At 40.7% G+C, this 23582-nt stretch carries 19 protein-coding genes, 1 tRNA gene, 4 pseudogenes and 1 CRISPR repeat array; of the genes and pseudogenes, 9 read left to right on the top strand and 15 right to left on the bottom strand.

Going from position 1 to position 23582, the window contains the following annotated elements; translation table 11 throughout:
* Positions 1–135 precede the first annotated feature (135 nt).
* Together KV40_RS37170 and KV40_RS01800 are read left to right on the top strand one after the other, a co-directional pair.
* Positions 136–1653, top strand: a pseudogene (locus KV40_RS37170) (NF041680 family putative transposase).
* A 171-nt stretch (positions 1654–1824) separates the two neighbouring features.
* A tRNA-Phe gene (locus tag KV40_RS01800) sits at positions 1825–1897 on the top strand.
* A gap of 244 nt (positions 1898–2141) precedes the next feature.
* Positions 2142–2330: a CRISPR direct-repeat array (repeat unit 37 nt; unit sequence CTTTCAACATCTCCCATAGCGGGAGAGGCGAAGCAAC).
* A 663-nt stretch (positions 2331–2993) separates the two neighbouring features.
* On the opposite strand, the pseudogene cas12k reads toward KV40_RS01800, so the two are convergent.
* Positions 2994–3719: pseudogene (gene cas12k, locus KV40_RS01795) on the bottom strand (type V CRISPR-associated protein Cas12k); the annotation flags it as partial.
* Positions 3720–3821: 102 nt separating this feature from the next.
* Here cas12k and KV40_RS34545 point away from each other — a divergent pair.
* Positions 3822–3962 carry a hypothetical protein gene (locus tag KV40_RS34545; RefSeq protein ID WP_156113907.1) on the top strand — a complete coding sequence of 47 codons (141 nt, stop codon included), beginning with the start codon at positions 3822–3824 and terminating at the stop codon, positions 3960–3962.
* A gap of 367 nt (positions 3963–4329) precedes the next feature.
* Here the strand turns inward: KV40_RS34545 and KV40_RS01790 are convergent, their stop codons facing one another.
* Positions 4330–5388, bottom strand: a complete 1059-nt coding sequence (locus KV40_RS01790) for an AI-2E family transporter (protein ID WP_036477378.1) — start codon at positions 5386–5388, stop codon at positions 4330–4332.
* A gap of 160 nt (positions 5389–5548) precedes the next feature.
* Between KV40_RS01790 and KV40_RS01785 the strand changes: the two genes are divergently transcribed.
* Positions 5549–5986, top strand: a complete 438-nt coding sequence (locus KV40_RS01785) for a DUF1345 domain-containing protein (protein WP_052055260.1) — start codon at positions 5549–5551, stop codon at positions 5984–5986.
* 11 nt (positions 5987–5997) lie between these two features.
* Here KV40_RS01785 and KV40_RS35945 read toward each other — a convergent pair.
* A pseudogene (locus KV40_RS35945) lies at positions 5998–6240 on the bottom strand (IS630 family transposase); the annotation flags it as partial.
* 37 nt (positions 6241–6277) lie between these two features.
* The gene (locus KV40_RS01775) at positions 6278–6514 is read right to left on the bottom strand and encodes a hypothetical protein (RefSeq protein ID WP_036477376.1); all 237 of its coding nucleotides are present in this window, start codon (positions 6512–6514) and stop codon (positions 6278–6280) included.
* A gap of 94 nt (positions 6515–6608) precedes the next feature.
* Here KV40_RS01775 and KV40_RS37165 point away from each other — a divergent pair.
* The 3 genes and pseudogenes from KV40_RS37165 to KV40_RS01760 form a co-directional block, all read left to right on the top strand.
* A pseudogene (locus tag KV40_RS37165) lies at positions 6609–8221 on the top strand (phosphatidylglycerol lysyltransferase domain-containing protein); the annotation flags it as partial.
* 36 nt (positions 8222–8257) lie between these two features.
* A complete protein-coding gene (locus tag KV40_RS34530) occupies positions 8258–9205 on the top strand; it encodes a lysylphosphatidylglycerol synthase domain-containing protein (RefSeq protein WP_052055267.1) in 948 nt (315 codons plus the stop codon).
* Between the two features lie 167 nt (positions 9206–9372).
* Positions 9373–9567 carry a hypothetical protein gene (locus tag KV40_RS01760; RefSeq protein WP_036477373.1) on the top strand — a complete coding sequence of 65 codons (195 nt, stop codon included), beginning with the start codon at positions 9373–9375 and terminating at the stop codon, positions 9565–9567.
* Here the strand turns inward: KV40_RS01760 and KV40_RS01755 are convergent.
* Both KV40_RS01755 and KV40_RS01750 read right to left on the bottom strand, forming a co-directional pair.
* Entirely contained in the window at positions 9512–11203 is a 1692-nt protein-coding gene (locus KV40_RS01755) for an alpha/beta hydrolase (RefSeq protein ID WP_052055258.1), read from the bottom strand. The two genes, KV40_RS01760 and KV40_RS01755, sit on opposite strands and share 56 nt — an antisense overlap.
* Positions 11204–11237: 34 nt before the next feature.
* Positions 11238–11603 (bottom strand): hypothetical protein, encoded by a 366-nt coding sequence (locus KV40_RS01750; RefSeq protein ID WP_036477370.1) that lies wholly within the window; start codon positions 11601–11603, stop codon positions 11238–11240.
* Between the two features lie 74 nt (positions 11604–11677).
* On the opposite strand from KV40_RS01750, the gene KV40_RS34525 reads away from it, so the two are divergent.
* The gene (locus tag KV40_RS34525; protein WP_156113905.1) at positions 11678–11806 is read left to right on the top strand and encodes a helix-turn-helix domain-containing protein; all 129 of its coding nucleotides are present in this window, start codon (positions 11678–11680) and stop codon (positions 11804–11806) included.
* A 266-nt stretch (positions 11807–12072) separates the two neighbouring features.
* Here KV40_RS34525 and dmeF read toward each other — a convergent pair whose 3' ends face one another.
* On the bottom strand, positions 12073–13008 hold the full coding sequence (dmeF, locus tag KV40_RS01745; RefSeq protein WP_036477367.1) for a CDF family Co(II)/Ni(II) efflux transporter DmeF: 936 nt from the start codon (positions 13006–13008) through the stop codon (positions 12073–12075).
* A 183-nt stretch (positions 13009–13191) separates the two neighbouring features.
* Here dmeF and KV40_RS01740 point away from each other — a divergent pair, with 183 nt between their 5' ends.
* Positions 13192–14460: a hypothetical protein gene (locus KV40_RS01740; RefSeq protein WP_036477364.1), complete on the top strand. Its 1269-nt coding sequence runs from the start codon at positions 13192–13194 to the stop codon at positions 14458–14460.
* Between the two features lie 381 nt (positions 14461–14841).
* On the opposite strand, the gene KV40_RS01735 is transcribed toward KV40_RS01740, so the two are convergent.
* The 8 genes from KV40_RS01735 to KV40_RS01700 all read right to left on the bottom strand — a co-directional run bounded on the left by KV40_RS01735 (position 14842) and on the right by KV40_RS01700 (position 23073).
* Positions 14842–16212 (bottom strand): cytochrome P450, encoded by a 1371-nt coding sequence (locus tag KV40_RS01735; protein WP_036477361.1) that lies wholly within the window; start codon positions 16210–16212, stop codon positions 14842–14844.
* Between the two features lie 303 nt (positions 16213–16515).
* Positions 16516–16875 (bottom strand): DUF5615 family PIN-like protein, encoded by a 360-nt coding sequence (locus KV40_RS01730; RefSeq protein ID WP_036477358.1) that lies wholly within the window; start codon positions 16873–16875, stop codon positions 16516–16518.
* Positions 16872–17222 carry a DUF433 domain-containing protein gene (locus KV40_RS01725; RefSeq protein WP_036477356.1) on the bottom strand — a complete coding sequence of 117 codons (351 nt, stop codon included), beginning with the start codon at positions 17220–17222 and terminating at the stop codon, positions 16872–16874. The genes KV40_RS01730 and KV40_RS01725 overlap by 4 nt, the downstream gene beginning before the upstream one ends.
* Positions 17223–17466: 244 nt before the next feature.
* Positions 17467–18135 (bottom strand): HupE/UreJ family protein, encoded by a 669-nt coding sequence (locus KV40_RS01720; protein WP_036477354.1) that lies wholly within the window; start codon positions 18133–18135, stop codon positions 17467–17469.
* 66 nt (positions 18136–18201) lie between these two features.
* A complete protein-coding gene (locus tag KV40_RS01715; RefSeq protein WP_253274130.1) occupies positions 18202–19200 on the bottom strand; it encodes a GTP-binding protein in 999 nt (332 codons plus the stop codon).
* A 242-nt stretch (positions 19201–19442) separates the two neighbouring features.
* Entirely contained in the window at positions 19443–21098 is a 1656-nt protein-coding gene (locus KV40_RS01710) for a hypothetical protein (protein ID WP_036477351.1), read from the bottom strand.
* Positions 21099–21193: 95 nt separating this feature from the next.
* The gene (locus KV40_RS01705) at positions 21194–21523 is read right to left on the bottom strand and encodes a hypothetical protein (RefSeq protein ID WP_036477349.1); all 330 of its coding nucleotides are present in this window, start codon (positions 21521–21523) and stop codon (positions 21194–21196) included.
* Between the two features lie 11 nt (positions 21524–21534).
* Complete coding sequence (locus KV40_RS01700; protein ID WP_081942722.1) at positions 21535–23073, bottom strand: hypothetical protein; 1539 nt, start codon at positions 23071–23073, stop codon at positions 21535–21537.
* Between the last annotated feature and the right edge of the window lie 509 nt (positions 23074–23582).

Genomic DNA, 23582 nt, shown 5'->3' with positions numbered 1-23582 from the left:
ATAAATTGGACTTTGGACAAAATAAAAGATAGTTCGCGATTAATATTCGCGAACTTAGTCTAATAAAGAAGGGGCAGAAGAAGTGAGAAGATCGAGCGCAGTTTCCCAAAACTGATTTCAATGGACTCATAAACAATGCCCCAAAACAACTATAATCAATCTCGAAAAGAGTTCGAGCAATTTCGAGCAAAATTGTATCAGAGTTTTAACTATAGACGAGATACAGTAATGGATTTGGTGGATGCTATAGCTGCCAATACTACAGCCCGTTCGCCAGTTGAATTAAGTTTAAGTCCTTTGTTTACTAGAGAATATAGTGCCTTGTATAAAGGAATTCAAGAATTGAGTCGAACAACTCAAACCGATTCGACAGAAGCATCTAAGAGTCTACTAAATCGAATCGAAGCCCGAACTCTAGCTATTGCCGAACTAATTCCGACTCCCAAACAAAAGCAATTTTACTTGTGGGCAATAGATGTGACACCTTTACCACGACCCTACGCCAAAACCTTATTCGAGAGAAAGATAATTTATCAACCCAATACAATTAAAGGCAATAGACCAATTAATATCGGTCATTCTTACTCTGTATTAACATCTCTTCCTGAAAGAGAAGATACAGGGGATCTCTCGTGGGCAATTCCTTTAACAGTCGAACGAGTCAAGAGTGACCAAACAGGCAAGCAACTTGGTTCACAACAATTAAAGCAGATTTTAAACCAGTCAAATTTGCCTTGGTCGAATCATTTATCAGTAGTCGTAGTTGACAGTGATTACTCAGCTAAGACTTTTCTGGCAGAGCAAAAACAACATACGAATCTAGTAGTGGTAACTAGAGTCAGGAGTAATCGGGTATTCTATACTTACCCTAAATCTCAAGCCAAACCGTCGAAAGGTCATCCTCAATGGTATGGAGATAATTCGACCTGAAAGATAAAGCTACTTGGCACGAGCCAAATGAAATAGTTCAAACCAACTTCACCACTAAAAAAGGTAGACTACTCCAGGTCACGATTTCTGGTTGGTCAGATATGTTGATGCGAGGCTCTCATGACTGTCCCATGCACCGTCAGCCATTTACCTTGATGCAGATACAAGTTGCTACTGCCGAAGGAATTCGCATTTGGAAACCGATGTGGTTGATTATGGTTGGTCAACGTCGAAATGAATTAACAATCACCGAAGCATATCAATCTTATCGACAACGATATGACGAGCGACCCCAGCGAGGTTTCCTCGCTATGGGAACGCGCGAGCGTTGATATTGAACATCTACTTCGTTTTAGTAAACAAAAATTGTTACTCAATGCCATTACTACTCCTGAAGTTAAACATGAAGAGAATTGGGTGCAACTCAGCTTTTTGGCTTATGTTCAATTGTGGGCAGCTAGAAAACTAGCTTTGACTTTACCCCGACCTTGGGAACGTTATCTATCAAAAAAATCCGCAGGTTTTCTCACTCCTTCTCAGGTTCAAAGAGATCTGAATCGAATAATTACGGAGATTGGAACACCAGCTAATTCGCCCAAACGTCGAGGTTATTCTCAGGGGCGAACCCAGGGCATGGTTCAAACTAAAAGAACTCGTCATGAGGTCATTAAAAAAGGCAAAAAAGAGAAAAAACCAGAACCTACCTCACCAATTGCGGTCTAATTGACTATAGATTGTCAGCTAGATATCGAGTCCAAATGAGCGAATTTCCATCGCGAATCATTTTGCTGTTTGTCCAAAGTCCAAAAATAAAGCGATTAAAAATTAATTTAAGATTAGGACTTGCCATAAGAGTCTTAATTTTGCTAAATTAATCTAGCACAAGCAAAAATTGGCAGGATAGCTCAGTCGGTAGAGCAGAGGACTGAAAATCCTCGTGTCGGCGGTTCAAATCCGCCTCCCGCCATCCTTTGTACATTAAAGAGTTATTTGTCAGATTTAAAGAATTAATGTCAAAAAACTGCATGGCTTGAACGATTTTATAGGCGTTTGAGCCTTTTTTATGTTTTTATTGGTTTAAAGTGCAAAGATTTTTGCCCAAAAAACCAGATTTAAAGAATTAATGTCAAAAATTAATTCGATTTATCTTAACTGAAACACCCTTACAGTTTTCAGTCCTCTGCTCCTTTCAACTTTTTCCAATACAGAAATCTTTCAACATCTCCCATAGCGGGAGAGGCGAAGCAACATTTTAGTCATTTTATTTGTTGTAGTTTTGTATGGTTCTTTCAACATCTCCCATAGCGGGAGAGGCGAAGCAACACCTTCCAAACATAGTTGCTCGTCTGGATAGCGATCGCTTTCAACATCTCCCATAGCGGGAGAGGCGAAGCAACTCTACCCGTTGAAACCCTTGTCTGAAGATAGCTGTAATCCTAGTTTTGTTGAAGGTATAAAAAATACTTCTCAAAAATTCAAAATAACCGTTAATATTAGAGTTTCAATATTAATGTTAAAAGCTAGAAAGAATGACAGACAAGGATTTGCTGATTTTTGTCGAACCTCCCAGGGATTTTGCCCCCGCTTAGCTTCGACAAAAAGACGAGCGACCCTGCTGATGTTTCATCAGCTAAGGAACGCGCGAGTATGGAAAAAGTTCCCCAAAAAGGGGTGATTTGGTAGCCACAAAACCATATCTTGGCATCCTGAATTGCAAAACCTAAATTTTGAAGTCAGAATTGAGCCTCTGGAAAATTTCCTCAATCCATCGGCTTACTCACTTGCTGAGAGCGCACCTTAGCCTATAATATTGAAAAGAACGAGCAATTCAACATTATAGGTTTTGTCCCAATCCCTAGAGGAAGGAAATTGGCAGCAATACGCCTCCTGACGATTATTCACGCGAGAAGGTAAATGAGCTAGCAGCTACGAGGGTACAGAAAGTAAGACCGTCATCTCAACAGTCAAACAAACCCACACTGTACATAACCTTATTAAAGGCCACGGCGCATAGAATTACCTTAATATTTATTTGTCCAAGTACGGCGAAACTTTCAAAAATCTTAACTATGTTTTTGCTGTCTAGAGTGATAGACACTCAAGGCTAAATCTTTAGCTGGCATGACCGACAAAGTTTTAAAAGCTACTTGTTTATCGTATTCGATGGCAATATTGTGTCGAGCAGCTTTAAAAGCGATCGCCTCACACAAACGAGCGTAACTCCAGCGATGAATATTTTGGCGATACTTTTTAGCATATAGCTTTTGAGCTTTTTTAACCCCAGGTATTTTTGCCTCGGCTCTAGCAGCAATTTCACTTTCAAGAATTTCTCTGATGTTAGTTAAATCTGGCATGACAATACTACTAACTCGATAGTTAATAGCTATTTCTACAATAGCCTTTGCCAACAGGCGATCGACATATTCTCCCAAGTTTGATTCTCCAAAGCGATTATCACCAGCTTTGATTTGTGCTTGTTGTCTTTTAAAATCATTTTCCTGCTGTTGCTGTCTGCGCCTCAACAAGAATCCGTACTGAGTATGCCGTTTAGCTTGCTTACCTTGCTTGGGCTTCTGTTGAACTGGTTTGTTTAGAAGTTGTTTGGTATCGCGATCTAGTAAAACTTCTCCAGTTGGCACATTAATAACCGCTACGGAAACGGGTTGTTGTAAACCTATGCTTACGCCCATAATTATTGCAGGATCTCGAACAGAAGGTACTTTGCTAGGTCGAGAAAAACCCCGAAAAGTTTCGAGAAGACGTAAAGAGGTTCGAGCGGCGAGAAGTCTTTGCCGCTGATTAACACTTAGGGAATCTTATTGAAGTTTTGTCAATTAGCTTGTTTTCAGCGTTTTTTCTTTTGCTTTTTGCCTTTTGCTCCCAGAACGAGAATGGTTCTGTTCTATCCCTGGCTCGAACTATACCGAGATATTTTGCAGGTTGTCCGTTTTCTTCTTTGGTATAAGCCATCAACCTCAGAATATTACTGGTATCGTAACGCAGTGTTATGTATTCTGACTGGCAGTATTTAAGACATTCGCCAATGTAAATTTCGTTTTCAAATCGAATTTGTCCTTTTTTTCAGGAAAGTCCATCCCTGTTAAATCCCATCCCTACAAAGCGATGGAAATATTTTGAGGTTATAATTTTTGGCAACGCCATCGCGAATTTAAGCAAAAAATACCCGTATTAGTTATTACTGGCGGTCAAGACCCCAGAAATGGGTGAAGAGTTAGCCAGTCATTTTTCGACAGGAGAGCATTTACATCTATCAGATGCAGGACATCTATATAATTGCCGAATATCCTCAAATAGTGAATGAAGCGGTTACGCTTCCGCGTAGCCTTCGGATCGCCAGATTTGTCGCTCGAATTTAAGCTCTTGCTGGATAACCAAGCATCATGATTCTTTTATTTGCTCGACGGTCTCAAAACTTTCAACTTTCAACTCCTCGGCAAATCTTTTGATTGCCCCTGCCAGAGGAACGGCTAAAACTAATCCCAATACACCTCCCAATTTAGCTCCTAGCAGTAAAGAAATAATAATCCACACGGGGTTGAGTCCGACTAAGCCACCAAAAATACGCGGCGCGATCGCCTGGTCGATTGCCTGGTCGATAATGGTGGCGACAATCAATACTTCCCCTCCCAACCAAACACTCTTGAGAGCCATCAGCAAACTCACGCTGACAATCCCGAAAATATCTCCCAAAGGAACTACTACCAAAACTCCAATCCCCAAACCAAACAATAAGCCAAAGGGGACTTTAAGCAGTAAAAAGGCAATTGTAATCGTCACACTCATCAAAGAGGCGATCGCCGCTTGTCCGATAAAATAATTTTGAAAGCTTTGTTTGAGAGCCGTCTGAAGCCGACCGCTCCAACTCGAAGGCAACCATTGCCAAATTCCCGACCAGAAACTCTCGCCATGAAGCGTCAAATAAAAAGTTAGCACTACTGTTATTAGTAGCTCCAAACTGCTGTCAAATGCTCCGATTAAGAAATTGATGACATACGCGGGCAAAGTTTTTACTTCCGAAGCAAAACGCTCTTCAAGCTGGGTCATCAAAGCACTGACATCAAATGGCAGATTCTTTTGGGCTGCCCAAGCTGCAAAAGTTTGCAGTTGCATCGAGCCAGAATCGATCCAGCTTGGCAAGCGACTGGCAAATTCATTAAGCTGCCCGACTAATAGAGGCAATAAGGTAAGAGTTAGCACCACTAAAACGATTGCTGCTGAGAGAAACACTACTCCTACCGCATAGCTACGTTTTAATTTCCAGATCGTTAGTAGGCGTACGGGATAATCTAAGAGAAAAGCCAGCAGTGCTGCCGTTACTATCAAAGTTATGGTAGGTCGTAAGTAACGCAATACGGGAAGCCAAAGGTAAACATTAACCGCAATAAAAGCCAGCAATAGACTCCAATTTAACCAGCGGGGAAATTTATTCTCAAACATAATTGCTTTGAACTGTAAAGCGGTGGAGTAATCTCTGACCGTTGGTCAGTTTAGCTCAATTATCCTACCAAGTTTAAAATCGATCTTCTGACTCGACAACAATATTTTTGATACATCAAACATTTAAAATATTTAAATTATTTTACTTTTAGGTACTCAATTGTTCGGACATCTCGATCCTAAACCCAGACTACTTATTTCTCTTACAGGGTCGTCAATTGTCTATTTTTTGACTCCTGACTGGTTGCAACTATCGACGAGAATTATTATTTGTTGGAATGTTGGAGCGGTTTCCTTTTTAACTTTAGTCTTGCTAATGATGAGCAAAGCTACACCAAAAAAAATGCGTTCTTACGCTCGGCATCAAGACGAAAGCCGCTGGATAATTTTATTTGCAGTTGTCGCGGCTGCCTGTAGCAGTCTGTTAGCAATCGTTTTAATGCTTAGTGGTAGTAAAAATACCTTTGAGGGAGCATCCCTCTTACACATCATTCTGGCTCTGTTCACTATTGTGGCTTTCTGGTTGCTGATTCACACCATGTTTGCTTTACATTACGCTCATTTATACTATCAAACTTATAACGACCGATACATATAGCAGTCAATGATTCATGAAAAAGAACCGTAGAGAGAAAGTTTAGGAAAAACAAAAATTTGATGCTCTGTAGCTAATTCAAATAGCCTTTTAGCGCTCGCAAACGAAGTGCAAAGAGAATAGAACTCGCGCACAAAACGCTTTGCAGACAACCAGACATCTTCGATGGGGTTCTGTTCGGGAGCATTAGGCGCAAATCGGATATAGGTAATTTTCCACTCATTAGGCTCAAGTCCTTGATTAACTGAATCAAGGTGACTTTTAACCTCCCCAAAGCGCAGATTCAAAACAATTTTACTTGCTAAATAATTGAGTAATCACTTCTGTAACCATGATTGGCTCGCGTTTTTGTTCTCTAACAGTTTCTAAATTTTGTTCGGCTTGTTTGAATAGCTGGCGGGCATCAATTACATCGGCAGGATCGGCGATCGGCTTTGCTGGTGCGCGGAGCGCAATCGCACCACCAATAAATGCTTTGAGAGGTAAGTAAGATATGGTAACAATTTTGCGATCGCCTCGGTCATTTAACATTTATCGATGTTTAGTTGAGAACTTTTTAAAGATTAGTTTTGGCCAAAGCTGCAATAGTTTATATTCTAAGCAATTAGAGAGTCATATCGAGATAATGCTGAGACAAAGAACGAGAATTGGACTGTGGACGGCAGCCTTATTAACAGGTGCGGTAGGAATAGCTAACTTGCTTTCGGCAGTTACCCCAAGTTTACCCGAAAGAGTTGACTGGCTGGAGCAAATATTTCCCTTTGAAGTTAGAACTGGAGCGCATCTATTTGCCGTTCTTAGCGGTTTCTTTCTCTTGTTACTAGCGAATAATTTACTGCGTCGCAAACGTCTGGCTTGGATACTAGCAATCGCTTTACTGGTAGTATCGATCGTCAGTAACTTGCTTAAAGGTTGGGATTACGAAGAAAGCTTGTTGTCAGCATTTTTATTAGGGCAGCTTTTGTTGATGCGAGGGGTGTTTACTGCCCGTTCGGATCGCCCTTCGATGATTCAAGGTATTCGCGTATCGATTTTCGCCCTGTTATTTACTCTTGCTTACGGTACTCTAGGCTTTCTTTGGTTAGACCATCACTACTCTACTGCATTTCGTTTGAGGGATGCAGTCGGGCAGACTATAGCACTATTGTTTACCGTTGATAATTTGGGACTACAATCAACCTCACGTTTCGGACATTTTTTTATTGATTCAATTTATATTATCGGTGCAGTAACGCTGCTTTATACGTTGTGGATGCTGCTGCGTCCCGTCATAGTTCATGATGAGGCAACTGCTGAGGAAAGAAGGAAAGCTAAGGAAATTGTCACGCTATGGCTGTTCTTCCTTAGCCAAATTTGCCCTACTAACTGATAAGTCATACTATTTTAGTCCTTCGGGTCAGAGCGTTGTGGCATATGTACCAAAAGGAAGGGGAGCGATCGCTCTAGGCGATCGCAGGATTTAAGCAATTTTGCGCCCTTAATGACTGGATACCTGCTTTTTATCAAACTTCACCTGAACATTTAGAGCTATACCGCTCGCTTAACTTTAAAACCCTCAAAATTGGGGAAGAAGCAACAGTCGATCTTCGTGCTTTTACCCTCCAGGGTAAGGCGGGGAAAAATTTACGCACTGCGGTAAATAAATTTAATAAACTGGGTTATTCGGTGCGGTTTTACGCTCCACCTATTGCCGATGAATTGCTACAAGAATTACGAGCTATTAGTAATGAATGGTTGGGACATATGGCTGGTTCGGAGAAAAAGTTTTCTCTTGGCTGGTTTGATGATAATTACCTGCAAGACTGCGAAATTGCCTTGGTTTGTAACGAGCGGGAAAATCCCATTGCTTTTGCCAATATTATTTCTGAATCTCAACGCAACGAAATAACCATCAACCTAATGCGTCATTTGGCTGAGGTAGAACGGGGAACGATGGACTTTTTGTTTATCTCATTGTTTGAACACTTCAAACAGCAAGGTTATGAAGGTTTTAACCTGGGTTTGGCTGCTCTGTCGGGGGTGGGAGAAACGGTGGATTCTTCACGTATGGAAAGAGGAATGCACTATCTTTACGAACACCTCGATCGGTTTTATAACTTTCAAGGATTGCGGGCATATAAAGATAAATTTCATCCCCATTGGGAATCGCGATACTTAGTATATCCTCAGTTGGCATCATTACCCGATGTAGTAATAGGATTGGTTAGAGCGGATTCTGGCGATCGCTTGCAGGATTATTTGGGAACTCAATTTTTAAGTACCGCCGTAACTTCTATCTCTCAAAGATTGAGTCGCATTGCACCCATATTCTTTAGCGTTTTACTGTTTGGTCTTTCAATTTGGGCGATTGCCTCTGAATTACGTAAGTATCGCTGGCAGGATGTAGTTAATAGCTTGACTGCTATCCCAAACCAATATATTTTACTGGCGCTCGCTTTTACTCTGCTCAATTATCTTTTACTGACGGGATACGATACCCTGGCAGTGCGTCATCTGCGCCAAACTCTTCCTTACCGCAAAACTGCTTTAGTAGCAATTCTCAGTTACGCTATCAGCAATAGCGTCGGCTTTGCTTTACTCAGTGGTAGTGCAATCCGCTACAAATTTTACTCGGCATGGGGATTTTCGGCTGCTAAAATAGCTCAAATAATTACCTTTTGTAATCTCAGTTTTTGGCTGGGGTTACTTGCCGTTGGCGGTACGGTTTTTGCTTTTACTCCTTTAGCAATTTCCCAACAGCTCAATCTACCGTTTTTATCGGTGCGTCCTCTAGGGTTTATTTTTTTAGTAATTATTATTGCTTACCTGCTGTGGAGTGGATTGAGTCAGAAACCGCTAAAAATTAGAAACTGGGTGTTTACTCATCTTTCCTTAAAGTTTTCTTTGGCTCAAATTGCTCTTACTTCGGCTGATTGGATACTAGCTTCGGCAGTGCTATATGTTTTGTTACCGACTCCCAAACATTTTTCTTTCTTCAGTTTTTTTGGCATTTATTTATTAGCTCAGATTGCAGGAATTATTAGTAACGTTCCTGGAGGACTGGGAGTATTTGAAACCGTGTTGATTTTGTTGCTCTCTCCACCAATCCCTTCTAGCCAGCTAATAGGCTCGCTTTTAGCTTATCGCGGGATTTACTATTTTTTACCTTTGGGTTGTTCGGTATTAGTGCTGGGTGGATATGAATTAAGACAGCGAATGTCTCGCAGCAAAACTACAACCTAAACTTAGTTCGCTCAACGCTGAAGCTTTGAAGCTTTAGTGAACTTTAAATTCTTGAGGGTAACATACCAGATAAATCATTGAAAAATCTAGTCTACCGACCAAAATCTCAAAACTAATATTTCAAACTCGGCACAAAATTTAGAAATGATAAAGTTTCAAATGTCAAGGTGTTAGACCGAGCTTTTGCCCAAGGACAGCTAGCTATGGGACAATTCTATGAAAGTCAAGCTCAAGCCTCAGAGTTTCAAGGAGAATTAGCCACAGCAGGTAATGAAGTAATTGCTTCATTTCACCAACTCCAGGCTGCTAACACTTGGTTAGGTGGCGACAATGCCAATCTTCAACTAGCTGTTTTAATTTAGTGGCATCTAGAGAACGAAGCAAACTGATTGGTAACGCGGATTTGCTGATGCTTCTGAGATAACCCCCAGTCAAATATGGCGCAAATTCCTCTCGCTCCGATAAATAAGTTTGAAAGTAAGCCACGCTGAGAACTTTAAGATAGTTGCGAGCGATCGCTAGTTTAGAACCAATTATTTGTGAGGGCGACAAATCTGAAAAATCTTCCTCGCCGATAAAAGAAAAATGGGTACTATTTTTTACCAGAGCTAAGTACTTATCTTTCTCTGGCAACCAGGTAAAAGGCTCGATCTGCTCGTCTAAAGCAGGAGCAAACAGATCTTTGTCTCCCGTAATTATTATTAGTGGAGATTTTAGTTGACTCATTCCCTGTAGACTAAAGACTGGATTAGTTACGGGATTAACGGCGATCGCGGCGACTATTCGGTTATCTTTTAAATTGGTATCGGGTGGAGCAGCCGTAATACTCTGACATTGCCAGAACAGTGAAGGGTTTAATTCGATCCGATCTGGATTTTTTATTGCCTGACATTCCTGTTGGAGATGGTGCCAGTCTACCTTAGCTCCCGCGCTTGCTAATGCCGTATAACCCCCTAAAGATTGACCGATAACACCCACTTTTTGCAGATTTAGTTTTCCCTGCCAGATGGGATCGCGCTCGGACTTGTACTCTATCTCATCTAACAACCGAGTAATGACTTTTGGTTGCTCCACCCACTGATTGCCAGAGGGTGGCGTATCTAAACCATTTAATACGGCATTTACCCGTCTGGCATTAGTACCTAGAAAGTTAACCGCAGCTACTCCAGAACCATAAGAAGCCAAATGCTCGGCGATATAAGTAAAGTTCTGCCAATCTGTATTTAATCCAGGAGCAATTACAACTAGAGGTGCTGGTTTATTAACGGCAACAGGCAGATAAACTACTCCATTAATATTAGGGTCGAGTGCTAAAAATTCCCTACGCCATTGTTTTGAACCCGATTTAGTAAGATCGGCTAAGTTATTAATATTCGGTGAATTAGAAGTTTCAACACTAATTCTTGCTTGGCGTTCTAATGCTGTAAAAACTCGTTCTGTATCAGCCAAAATTTTGGTAGCTTCTTCAACTGCTGTAATAATTTTGTCAGTGTCGAGCTTGAGAGTTTTGGTACTGTAAAGACGAAGAACATTCAAAATTGTCAGTCCTTTAGGTCGTGCAGCAGCTAAGACTATTGCACCACGCAGAGCAGGCTGACTTACTTTTGCAGGAGAATCGATAATCGAGCTAACTTCTCGGACTAATTGTTTGCCAATTGGTAAATTGAGAAAAATATTTGCTGTAACTTGGCTAACATTAAAGTGTCGATTGAGTACATCTCTCAATTCTGCTAAATCTTCTTTACTGACGCGGTCGGCATAATAAGCAAAGCTAGGTGAAATTTTACCTTCTCTGGCAAAGATTTCTAGGTCGGCGATCGAGATATAAAACTCGCCAAAGAAGCCATAGGAAAAGGCGATGCGATCGGCACTTACCGCAAGTAAAATCCAGGTAATTAAAAAACCACAAACAAGCCAGGCTAAAAAGTAAACTCGATAAATTTTTTTACGCTTTAGTTTACTAGCTCCATTAATGTTCTTACTTTTGGCTAAATTCATTCCAAAAAACAATATTTATTGGCAACTTAAAAAGTTATTTAAGAATATTAATTAATGCTCCATCGGCAGCACCACTGATGGCATTCTTACCCGCATGACCGTTACCTATCACTGCACCCGTAACGATATTGGTTGCCGCACCAACCGCACTGTCTTGCAGCAAGCTAGGAATTTTTTTAGCCGATTTTTTGTGAGTTGCGTTGACTACAGCACCAATGGCTGCTCCACTAGCAGCATTACCAACAGCAGAACCATTATCGAAGATTTTACCAGAGATAACGTTACCACCGACACCTATTCCTAAATCCTTCAAAACATTGGCACTAGAAGGTTTTATTGCTGTCAAAGTGCTAGCAGCAATAATTAGTGGTAAAACTGAGGCTTTAATTACTCTGTTCATAATTGACCTCTTCATACAAAACATGATGAGAGAATACTGTGCTTTTTTAAGTATCTTTAGTTTAGAAACTACTGATGACAAAGCAGTGTCAACTTGATGTCAAAAAAATTCTTTACCGAGTAGTTAACGCAGTAGAAAATGGCATGAGCAAGGCAGAAGCAGCAAGAGTCTTCGGAGTCTCTCGCACGGAAGTACATCACTAGACAAAAATAGGTACGGAAGCTCTAAAGCTCTTAAGGCGAAACAGCGAGGCAGAAGACATCGCCCACACCTAGCTCCTCATCAAGCAGCAACCACTGTGAGATTAATCAAACAAAAATGTCCTGATGAGTTGAGCTTAGACTTTCCCTTATGGACAAGAGAAGCAGTTCAACAACTGCTTTCGAGAAAAACATGTCTCTTATGCTGCTTAGTACTTAGTCTTCTGTTCACTTTTTCCTGCTCTGATTAGTAAAGCGATTTCTAAAACCTAATCTCCACAGGGTTCACCGTGACATTTATTTACTTCAACAGTCGTATGAACCAGCGATGGAATATAGCTGAGTAGTTCCTTATAGTATTGAGGCGACTGGGGATAATGCGTGACTAGAGATATGGTTGCAGCCAAAGAATTTTGTCCGAGATACCAAATATGTAAGTCTGCAATGCGCGTATCTTGTTCTGCTTCGATAGCGGTAATTATATCTAGCTTAATTTGCTTATCAGGCGAACCATCGAGCAAGATCGAACTGGTGTCTTTAACTAAACCATAAGACCATTTAGCAATTACTGCCATACCTACTAATCCCATTACCGCATCCAGCCAAACCCAACCTAAAAATTTACCAGCAATTAAAGCAATAATTGCCAAGACTGAAGTGAGTGCATCGGTCAATACATGAAGATATGCAGCACGTAAATTATGGTCGTGATGGTGATGTTCGTGAGACTCTCCATGATGTGAATGGTGATGGTGGTCTTGCAATAACCAAGCACTAATTAAATTAACTGCCAAACCTAGTGCGGCTACAGCGATCGCTTCATTAAATTTAATCGTTTGAGGCTCGAATAAACGCACTACCGACTCTATTCCCATAACCAGAGCAATTACCGCCAAAGCTACAGCACTAGCAAAGCCTCCCAAAACGCTAACCTTACCAGTACCATAAGTGTAGGCAGGATCTTGAGCGTGTTTTCTGGCATAGCGATAGGCAAAAATTGTAATGCCAAAAGCAGCAACGTGAGTTGCCATGTGCCAACCATCAGCCAGCAACGCCATCGAACCGAACCAAATTCCCGCTACAATTTCCGCAACCATTGTTACTGCCGTCAGCCACATAACGGTTTTGGTGCTATCTTCCGCACTTTTGCGATCGCCTGAAAAGTCATGTGAATGCTGCCATTCTTCGAGCGTATGAAAGTGCATAGAATTTAGATCTGGAAGAACAAATTGCGCTTACTTTAATATAGTCCCAAATTTTCTTTATAAGTTAGTAGTTTGTAATTGCTCAGGCGATCGCCTCTTAAAGAACCAGTGTCTTGTAAATTTTCAACTTTCATAAGGGAAAACTAAATCTTAGTTAACTAGATTTTTTTTAGGGTGAAGACAATGGTATTTTCGGGTTGGGAAGTTTCAAGAGTCATTCCTCATGACACAATTGTAGGATTGATTACAGGTCAATATAAACTTCATGGTGGAGTAATTCGTTGGGCAGCAGGAACATCAAATGCTGGACAAATTGTCAAACATCTGATGCCAGTTGCATCTAATTCACTCAATGTTATTCCAGGTCTTAATTTTGTTCCAGGCATTGTTGCTAATATTCAACTAGAACAGCTTAAAAATATAAATCAGTTCAATACACACCAATTGATGAAGTTATCAGGGCAAATTGGCTTGCTGTCTCAGGCAACCTCTCAAGTTCTTCAAATTGCTACAGGAACAGCCTTATTGTCAGGCTTGGGTTTGACAGTAAGTTGTATTGGCTTTGCTTCTATTAATAAAAAATTAAACACCATTGATACTACTCTCAAGAAAATTCAACAAGATGTTCAAGCTATTAAGTATTTTCTTGAAAGTAGCGAACGTGCTAGACTTTATGCCGCTCTTCATGCCTTATTAAAAATTGATAATCAAACTGCATTAGAACATCGTCATACTATTTTGCATAGCTCTCGAAATACTCTTGCCGAAATTAATATGCGATATCGAGAACTTTTGTCTGAAGCCAATACAATTGAAACTGCAATGACATATGAGGAATATTTCTCTTTAACTGCTTTAGCGCAGGTTCGCTGTACAGCAGAATTAGAAATGTTAGATATTGCTCATAAAGAAATAGAAGAACTAGTGACTTTTTGGCAATCTCAAGCTAATCGTATTGCCAAAGAGTTATTAATAGGAGATTATCCAGAAAGATTTTTGGCAACAGATTTTGCTAATGATGTTTCAGTTACAGAACTCGTTCAATGGTTGGATTTTATTTACGATGAAAATAAAGGTTCATGTTGGATTGATGAACTAAGAGTTAAAATCAACGAGACATGGTATTCAGAAGATTGGTTTTCCAAAACCAAATCCACTTTTTTTTCAAAAGACAAATCAAAAATTTTCTCCGATGATAAATCGGGTCTAAACAAGAATATAGGAATTGGCATAGAAAAAGAACGAAATATTCTTATTCCCGCTACAAGAAAACTAATTGCGAGAAGTGCTGTATTTGAAGACTACAATGCGCAGTACAATTTTTTTAAAACTCAAAAAATAAAACCATCCGATTTTGAACAGAAGTTAATTGATGTACCAGAGACATCATTGATTGAAGGATATCTTATTTTAGAGCCAACTCAAAATAAAACTTTGGAAGTAACAATATAAGTGAATTTTTTACTTTAGTTGCCTCATTTAACAGTTAGTAACCGTAATATTTCATCATAAAGCGATCGTTTAAAATCAGGCGATCGCTTTTTTTCGTAGTTACTAAGAATCAACTATTTTCGGACGACTGTTTTATGCTTCTCAGTTTGATCGCCACTGGATTTACAAACAGGTTGCGATCGCCGAATATTTAGACACCTTTAGCGAACTAACTGCCAGATTAGAAAGTTTGCAGGCTTTTACTTCTTTATGTCAAAAAGCAGAAGTAAACAGCAGTCGTGACTTGCTACCTAGCGAACAGCCAGAAGGCTGGTAACTCTACCTGCAATTTCATAGATCCCAAAAATTGGGAAAAACATCGCGAGCGATTGAGTTTTAAATCTAATGCTTTATAGCTTTGACTCTCATTTTTACCCCACCAGCAGGAGTAAAAGTAAAGCCACGACGGGCTGGCTGTAAAGGACGATTATCTAATAGATCTAATTTCACTTGAGACAAAATAGTTGCTAAAACCAATTTCATTTCAAACAAAGCAAAAGCATAGCCCAAACAGCGACGATTTCCACCACCAAAGGGTAAAAATTCGTAGGGAGAAAATTGTCTGGCTAAAAATCTTTCTGGCTTAAATTTTTGAGGTTCGGGATAAATATCTTCCCGTTGATGGGTTAGATATATAGAAGGAAGGAGTAGGGTTCCAGGTTCAAACTGGTATCCCATAAGTTCAAAAGGTGCTTTCAGTTGACGACCGACAAAAACCACCACGGGATTTAATCTTAAGGTTTCCGATACTACTGCATCGAGATAGGGAAGCTTAATAATATGAGTAAATTCGGCTTCAGCAAGTGAATCTAATTCTGTTTGACATTTTTGACCGACTTCGGGAAGTCGATGTAGCCAATAAAAAGACCATGCCAAAGAGCTTGCTGTGGTTTCATGTCCTGCAAACAACATGGTCATTAATTCATCTTGTATTTCTTCATCACTCATCGGTTGACCATCTTCGTATCTTGCTTCTAAAAGCAAACTGAGAATATCTTCACCCAAAGTATTGGGATTTTGGCGACGACGATCGCATTCTGCTTGTAAAATCTCTCGAATCTGGCGTTTTTGTCGTAAGAACTTACCCCAAGGGGTTAAAGAACCTAAGTTTTTTTGCAACGCAGGGAAAAATAGAAAAAATGAATTTAATGGCGAGTTAAATATTGCTAACCAATCAACTAAAACTTCTTTTAGGCGATCGTATCTTTGCCCTTCATCTAAGCCAAAAATTGTCCTAAGAATAATTTGCAGTGAGATTTCTTGAGTGTAATCGCGAATGCAGATAGTCTGACCAACTTGCCATCGAGCAATAACCTCTTTAGTTATGTCAACCATAGTTTGACCATAACTTTGCATCCTTTCTCCATGAAAAGGAGGCATTAGTAACTTACGGTGTCTTTTGTGTTCGACTCCATCGAGTAAGACTAAAGAGCGATCGCCTAACAAAACTCTAATAGGTGCATTGGATTGCTGACTTACTTCAAACAAACTCGGATCGGCAGTAAAAACTCGTTCTATTGCTTTGGGGTTGCTGAAAATTACATTAGCAGGAAATAGGGAAGATTGAGGTGCGTAAAAAATTTCTCCATATTTTTGTTGGTATCTTTCTAGCGTGCCAAACTGATCTAATAAAGCGCGAATCATTATGGCGATCGCAGGGTCTTTCACCTTTGGCGGTAGTTTTGTTTTGTCGGGTGAAGTTACGGTAGTCATGAGTAATAATATTTTGCTCTTGACTTTATAATTCTACTGCAATCGTTTGGAATCAAGCGAGCGATCGCTCTTTATTGAAAAAATCAATTACACTATTAGAAAGGACAATTAGGCTAAATACAACCGCTAAGAATAAACTTTTTTCGGACGACAATTGCCAAGCCAGCAAAACGTAAAGGTAGCTCGGTTTTAGAGCGAACTAGAGATTTGGTAATGTAGAAAGCTATAGAAGCGATCGCTACTCATATCATTGGTGCGGCAAAAAACTCAGGCAGTAGCAATAAATAAACGCAAAATACGATATTACAAAGGAATCCAAGCTAGTTGGTTTTTCCATTCTTCTGCTTCAGTAGTTTCCCAAATTAGGTTGAGATCTTCTGCTATCTCTCTAATATTAGCTTGAGGACGTAACCAAAATAAGCCCCAAATAGAGCGATTGCAGTTCCAATGTGCTTCAAGATGCTGGGGCATACTAGCGCGATTATCGGTCAATAGAATGCGTTGTGACTGCTCTAAGTAAACCAAGATATCAGGATCTGAAGTTCCAAAAGATGGTGTGCTTGAATCTCCGACACGCAAGATATCTATCTGGGGGTTAAACCGAAAGATTGCTAACTTTAGCCGAGGTGATAAATTCTCGTCTAGTAAGAAACGAACTTTCACGATTCGTCAGTTTTGCTAAGTAAACGTCGAGATTTTTCGGTTCTCAAACGTTTTACTAAAGATGAAGAATTAGCATTCCATTGCAAATATTGCGTTTCTCGCTGCTGTGCTAAACGCTGTAAATAAACATCAACCTGGGTACGATGATGTAAATAGTAGGTAATGGTAGCGTAGATCTCCTCTAAACTCAAACTAGGAAGTTCGGCATGAATTTTCTCTGAAGTGTATCCTTCCAGATAATAGTTAAGTACGGTATCGATACCAATTCGATGACCTTTGAGGCGGATGTCATCAGCAGAGCAAAAATCAAAATAATCTTCTAGGGTTGTGGTGGTAGAGGGAAACATCAATGGTTCTCAAATACAATCTAATTTTGAATACTAAATCTATTATCTCTCGATTGTTGTTTGAGTAATGAGACTGCTATAGCAAAAGTCAAAATTTAAAAGTCAAAAGTTAAAACTAAAATGCATAGCCCATAAAGCTTTCAGTAGTTCGGAGTGTCCTAATTCTTTTGTCCACTGATATATTAAAAAAGCGATCGCCTGATTCCAAACGATCGCCTTTACTCAAAATTATTTTGTTTGACTACTATCTCAAAACAGCAGAACTAAAAAACGCTATACCCGTACCTAAAATTGCCAAGCCAGCAAAACGTAAAGGTAGCTCGGTTTTGGAGCGAACCAAAGATTTAGTGATATAGAAAGCTAAGGAAGCGATCGCCAGTTGAATGATAGCAAAGCCAGCCATATAAGCAACCAAAGGAGTCATTTCCGCACCGATAATCGATTCGCCATAGGCGTAACCGTGAAATACTCCTGCGATCGCGGCTAGACTTACTGTCCAGATTAAACTGGGGCGATTTTTTAGAGCGATCGCCGCACCAAAAATTAACACCGATGCCGAGATAAATAATTCGGGTGCTGGTAAATTGAGTCCGAATAGATGAATTACCGTACCAGCTAGAGATGCCAGGATAAATCCTACAGGAATAAATAAACCCTGCTTAGTTAATGCCGCTAGCAGTCCGACAGCGATAATAAAAGCGAAATGATCGATACCGATAATAGGATGGGCAATTCCTGAAAGAAACCCCTGCCAGAAATTTTGGGGAGTCATTCCACCCATTGCATGATGGGCATCGGCTGGAGTAGCATTTAGTAAAAAGAACGCTCCAAAGAGAATAACTAGAGTTTTAATTCTCGGAAAGGATTGAAACTGTAAGTTTTTAATTTTGGTAACTTTAATGATTTGAGACATTATGGCTGACCTTTTAAATTAGATTTGCTTTGCTAATAGCTAACAGCTTATAGCTTAAAGCTTTGTTTATTTAGCAATTACACATTGAGAAAATCCTTGCTCGAATTCCTGACGATCGAGATTACGACCGATAACTACAAATTCGCTGTGTTTTAATTCTTCTGGTTTCCATTTCCTGTCCCGTCGCATAGATGTAAGCATTCTCACGCTTTGAAACAGAACCCGTTCGGGAAAACCCCGCGCATAAAACAAACCTTTAGTGCGGTAGAGATCTTCTCCTTTCTCTTGAGCGACACCATTCATCCACAGCATAAATCGGTTGATATCGATAGGCTGTTCTGTAGTTAGGGCGAACGAACCTACTGTTGCATCGTGTTCGTGATCCAAATCTTCCAAGAAAGCAGGATCGACTTCTAGTTTGCTGGCTAACTCAAATGCCTTAACGTCGAGAATTAAATCTAGATCGATCGCGCTATTTTGAGTAGGATAGATTTTCGCCAGGGGATTGAGACTTCTTATTTTCTGTTCGATATTAGCTAACTCTTCAGCGTCTACTAAATCGGTTTTATTGAGCAAAATAATATCGGCAAAAGCCACCTGTTCTTCTGCTTCGTGAGTGCCAGTGAGGTTACGTTCCAAGTTATAGGCATCGGCAACCGTAACAAAGGCATCTAAGCGATAGTTGGGTCGAATTTCTTCGGAGACAAAAAAGGTTGAGGCAACGGGTGCGGGATCGGCTAGTCCTGTTGTTTCGATTAAAATCGCATCTAGATTGCCTCGCTCTTTAAGTTTATCTAAAGTTTTTGCCAGATCGTCTCTTACCGTACAGCAGAGACAGCCGTTGTTAAATTCTACTAACTGCTCGTTATCTTCTTCTACTACTAACTGTCCGTCGATACCAATTTCGCCGAACTCATTTACGATAACGGCTACTTTGCGTCCCCGCTGTTCCTGCAAAATATGATTGATTAAAGTTGTCTTACCCGAACCCAAAAATCCAGTAACTACAGTAACGGGAATACGCTCGTCGGTTTTGGCTTGTGTTTGCAATACTACCTCCTGCAAATATGCTTGCTGGCGTTGCTTAAAAACTGTTTGTCAAATAAAATTTAAAACAGCCTTAAAATATAGCTTTGTTGGGTTACGGCGAATAGCAGTTTGAAACCCGAATCATCAGAAATATCTCGCCTAACCCAACCTACAATTTATTCTCCCCAAAGTTGGAGGGCTTCTCGATCCGCTCTAATATCGTCCGTGAGAAGCCGAATTTTAGCTTATGGTTTATAGCTTAGAGCTTAAAGCTTTTATCAACGAGTCGGTACTACCGTCTTAGTCATCTCTTGAATTCCCTGTGCCAAAATCTCTTTACGAGTTGCGGGTTCGGGGGCATCGCCGCGAATTTGGTCGTAGGGGACTACTACCCAGCAAGCACAACCCCATAAGCATTCTCCAGCCATGCCGTTAAAGCGAATTGCAGGTTCGGACATCATTACGCCGAGATCGAGCAGCCAGGAGTGATGTAACAGTTTTTCATCCCAACTCATCTGGTCGTAGAGTTCGCGACTCTTGAAGTAAGCTAAAAAGTCGGTCTTAGCTACACCAGGCATAATAATATCGACATAGCAGGTCAGGCGATCGAAGAATTCATCTTGAGCCAGTAGCAAGGTAGAATCTTCTAAGTCTCCTAAATAGCTTTCTTCCATTGCCTTTTTAAACTTGTCATTGAGCTTTTCATTCCACATATCTCTGGGTGCGTGGATGTAGCACTCGGCGTAGTCGGTTTCAAAGCCTTCTTTTAACTCGGCAAATTCGGGAATGTGGTCGATCCACTGAGCGAGAACTTTCCGCCATTTACTTAAAGGTTCCCCTGGAAGTACCTGTACTGCGGGGTGAGTTAGTTTGGCAATATTAAACAGCGTCCAGCTACGGGATTTGGTACTAATACATTCGTGGGGGGCAGAAGTTTGTCCTGAAGGTCGTAAGGCTTTAAACAAGGTACGTCCGTAGTCGTGCTGGACGAACCGCATAAAGGAGTCGGCAACAAACTTGTGAGTTACCTGGAGTCGAATGCGATCGCGCACGATGGGAACGCCTGTATCGGTATAGCGGCTAAGTCGCTGCCAGGAATGTTCGGAAGATACGGTAAAGAAACCGCCAGTAAAGGGATTGCGATATAGATCTCCCCAAACTTGCACCACGCCAGCATTTTTATCTTCATCGAGCATACAGTCTAACTCGTTAAAGGTAGGGAAAAGATTGCCACCGCGCTCTATTTCGGGGTCGCCGCTACAGGGTAAGACTCCCACCCCAATTACAGGAATACGCCGCCCTAGTTTGACGCTAGAGAGGTGACGGGCGAGGTCTACGATCGTACCGCTACCGATGCCTTCACCCATGCCAAAGCAAGTTAGTACCATCGAGGGCAGACGGGTCTTATCGACACTTTTGGCAAATGCTTCGAGTTCCCGTTCTAAAATTCGTTCGCCGTCGTAGTAGTTGATGCCATAGATAGCTTTTGCTAGAGCGCGGGGAAAGTTTTCCCCTGCTTTGGGAATTTCAATGTTTTCTGGCAGCCAGGGTTCGTAGTTGGGGTTCCAGTAGTATCTAGGAAACTCCAGCTTTAAAAACTCGCGATATCTGCGTAACGAGCCAAACATTTCTTCTCGGCTCGGTACTGGCAAGGAGACAGCTTGAAACTGAAACCGCTCGGTGGGAATACCTCTTTCCTTAAGCCGCAGGGTTAAACCTTCAGCATAATCTTTGGCTTGATACATATCCTGCTCGCCAATATCCACGATTAAAGCCGTAAATCTGGCACGAGGATCGTCCAAAATATCTTCTACTTCACCCGTTCGCAACATGGCATCTACCATTCTTGCTCCTGCCTTACCGATGCCGACTATGTGCAGGCAGTGAGGAGACTGCGAACCCGATGCGCTGTGATACATTGATGCTAATGGCATTTTTGATAACTCCTGAATATTTTTAGTGAATATAAAAGGCAATAGGCAATAGCTTTTTTAAAAAACTAAATTTCCCTTTCTTCTAAATAGCCCTATTAACACGCTCCAGTAAAAAAACCTTTGTCTTCCTCGATCAAACCCATATCTCTAAAAATATGAGCTACGGAGGTCGCTCGTTCGTCTGCAACATAGATTTTGTAATCTTCGACAAAAAATCCAGGGTCTTTAGAAATCAGTCCTTCTTCAATTAATGCCACACCTTTTTCTAAGTTTTCGCGGCTCAAACTAGCTTTCCAAAGAGGTGACTGAATATAGATTTTTTCGTCATCCGCTCCCGTAACGTGAAGTATTTTATTACCAGCTACGGTAGGCACTTCTGCTCCCGCGCCGTATTTTTCCTTTACTAAAGTCCAATCTAAGGGCATTTTTTTATCTCTTACAGTTTGACAATTTCTTCTAGCTGCTCTCTAACATTGCTGCTATCTTCACCCCGTATATCTTCATAAGGAACTACTACCCAACAGGCACAGCCCCACAAACATTCGCCAGCCATACCGTTAAAACGAATTGCAGGTTCGGAAAGCATTACTCCCAGCTCTAACAGCCATGAATGCACCATTAACTTTTCGTCCCAATCGATTTCGTCGTAACTGTTGCGACCTTTAAAGAAAATCTCTAAATCGGTTTTACTGGCACCAGGTAGAATAAACTGCACCGAACCCTTTTCTTTTATCTTTGATTGAATTAGACTCGGCTCGATTAAAGGTGCAAAGACTTTATTCATCTTTTCTGCTAGCTCAGTCAGTTTTTTATCCATTTCCTCGCTGCGAGCATAGGAGGTTCGCAACTCAAAGTAATCTGGGTTAAAGTCTCCAATCAGTCCCAACTTTTTGGGTAAGTCTTCCGTGTCAAAAACTTCATCTACAAAGCCAAAGATATGACACCACTGTTTGCCATACTGACTGCGGGCGGCGGCGTGCTGCGAGGGGGGCGCACCGATCCAATTTAACATTCTCAGACTTTCATAGAGGTCGATACTTTGGTTGTCTAATAAGAATGAAGTTAGTTCTCGATATACTTTCTGTCGCGTAGCCTCAATATCTTGGGTTTTTTCCCAGACGGGCTGTTGGGGAACTAGCATAAAGCCAGCGGTAAAGGGATCGCGATACAAATCTCCCCAAACCTGAACTACTCCTTTGTTTTTCTCTTGGTCTAACATACAGTCCAGTTCGTTGAGAACGGGAAACAACTCGGCGGTTTGTACTGCTTCTGAGTCACCATCACAGGGAACGATACCGATACCCTGTACCAAAGCCCGACGACCGAATTTAACATTACTGAGGTGACGCGCTAAATCGACGACTATACCGCTACCGACGCTATCTCCTAATCCAAACACAATACAAACAATCGACTGACATTTGGCAGCATCGACACTTTTAGCAAAAGCTTCTAATTCCTGCTCGATCGCTTGAGTATCTTCGTAATATGCCCTACCGTAAATGGCTTTGGCTAATGCTCTGGGACAGGGTTCTCCTGGTTCTGGTATAGTCAAGTTTTCAGGTAGCCAGGGTTCGTAATTGGGGTTCCAGTAATACCGAGGAAACTCTAGCTTTAAAAACTCGCGGTAACGACGTAGAGAACTAAATAACTCATTGCGATCGGGAATTTCTAAAGCGACGGTTCTAACCTGGGCTTTATTGGGAGGTAGTTTTTCGGCTAATTTCCTAACTGGTGCTAAGTTGCGATCGTCTAGATCTACTGCTAGAGCGGTAAACCGTTGGCGTTCGTCGGTTAAAAAATTCTCTGGAGCATTAGCGACCGCGCTGGCTATATAATCGGCACCCATTTTACCAATACCTATTAGGTGAACGGCAGTTGGCATCGGTTGTTCCTCTTTTATCCGATGAACCTTGCCACGTTTTAGTGCCTCCATTCTTTTTTTGGCGATCGGATCTTTTCTTTGTTCGGGCATAATGTGGGGAACTCCTAACTCAATCTAATCTAGGTTTGTAGGGTTATATGACTGAAATTTATTAACTTATGGTGACGAGCGATCGATTTAAATTTTGCTAATATTTTTTTTTCTATGCTATCGAGCGGTAATGACAATGACGTAGAGCGAATTCTTGCTAATGTTGTTTTCGTACTGTAATAAAAATTCAATACCAACTGTGGCTAGATCGTGCAAGACTTTTGAAAAAATATCAAAGTCTACAAACATAGTTTACCAAGTTCACCTTGGTAAATATTTAATATACATCTACGTTATTTAAATGTTAGAAAAAATGCTTTGTACTAAAGCAAAAAACTTATTTCTAATTTGATTAAAATTGTGTTATCAAATACAAATATGATTGACTACTATTTATTTTTCTGTTAAAATGCCTACAAAATTAATCTAAAAAGCCAATATTGTCATGATTTACTAATTTTATTTCTAATTTTTAATATTTATATTTTAAAGTTTGAGATAAAAACAAC

The sequence above is a fragment of the Myxosarcina sp. GI1 genome (genome assembly GCF_000756305.1).
In the GTDB taxonomy this organism is placed as follows: domain Bacteria; phylum Cyanobacteriota; class Cyanobacteriia; order Cyanobacteriales; family Xenococcaceae; genus Myxosarcina.
The sequence above is the reverse complement of the archived record's forward strand: the minus strand, read 5'-3'. Positions and strand labels throughout refer to the sequence as shown.